This window comes from Arthrobacter sp. GMC3 (genome assembly GCF_002929305.1).
Taxonomy (GTDB): domain Bacteria; phylum Actinomycetota; class Actinomycetes; order Actinomycetales; family Micrococcaceae; genus Specibacter.
This window is the reverse complement of the sequence record NZ_PJIO01000072.1, coordinates 1-754: the sequence shown is the minus strand read 5'-3', so window position 1 is coordinate 754 and position 754 is coordinate 1. Positions and strand designations below refer to the sequence as shown.

The following is a 754-nucleotide window of genomic DNA, read 5'->3' as shown; positions in this document are numbered from 1 at the left end:
TGCGTAGTCGACCACGATCAGCGGATGGTCGCCGCCACCCAGCCGCTGCATGCGGCCGGCGGGGCCTTGCAGTTCAGGCAGCACGGCCAGGATTTCGTCCAGTGGATAGTCCATGCCAAGCAGGGCGCCGACGGCGGCCAATACATTGCTGACGTTGAAACGCCCGAGCAGTGGACTGCGCAACGAGCGCTCGCCCTGCGGCGTGATCAGCCGAGCATGAATGCCGTCGTCGTCGAGACGCGCTTCAGCGCAGAACAGGTAGGCCGTAGGGTCTTCCAGGCTGTAAGTGATCAGGCGCGACTCGCGCTCCTCGCCGGCCAGCACGCGGCCAAAGGCATCGTCGAGGTTGATTACCCGACAGCTCAGCCCGGGCACCTCGAACAGGCGCGCCTTGGCAGCACCATAAGCATCCATGCTGCCGTGGTAATCGAGGTGGTCCCGCGACAGATGGGTGAACACGGCGACATCGAAATCCAGGGCCGCGACGCGCCCCTGATCGAGACCATGCGAAGACACTTCCATCGCTACCGCGCGAGCACCCTCTTGTTTGAGGTTCGCCAGTGTCGCCTGCACGCCGATGGCATCTGGCGTGGTGTGGCGTCCCAGTTCCAGCTGTCCGTGGAATCCGGTGCCAAGCGTGCCGATGATTCCGCAGGGCTCGCCGAGCCGATCGAGCGCCTGGGCAATCAGCTGGCTGACACTGGTCTTGCCGTTGGTTCCGGTCACACCGACCACACGCAGGCTGCGGCTGGGC

The 754-nt window shown here is 65.0% G+C and carries 1 protein-coding gene; it reads right to left on the bottom strand.

The genetic code is table 11. The features are described from left to right. Positions 1-726 (bottom strand): UDP-N-acetylmuramoyl-L-alanyl-D-glutamate--2,6-diaminopimelate ligase (locus tag CXQ94_RS23700; RefSeq protein WP_219817111.1); only part of this gene is annotated, 726 nt, incomplete at its 3' end. Positions 727-754: the final 28 nt, after the last annotated feature.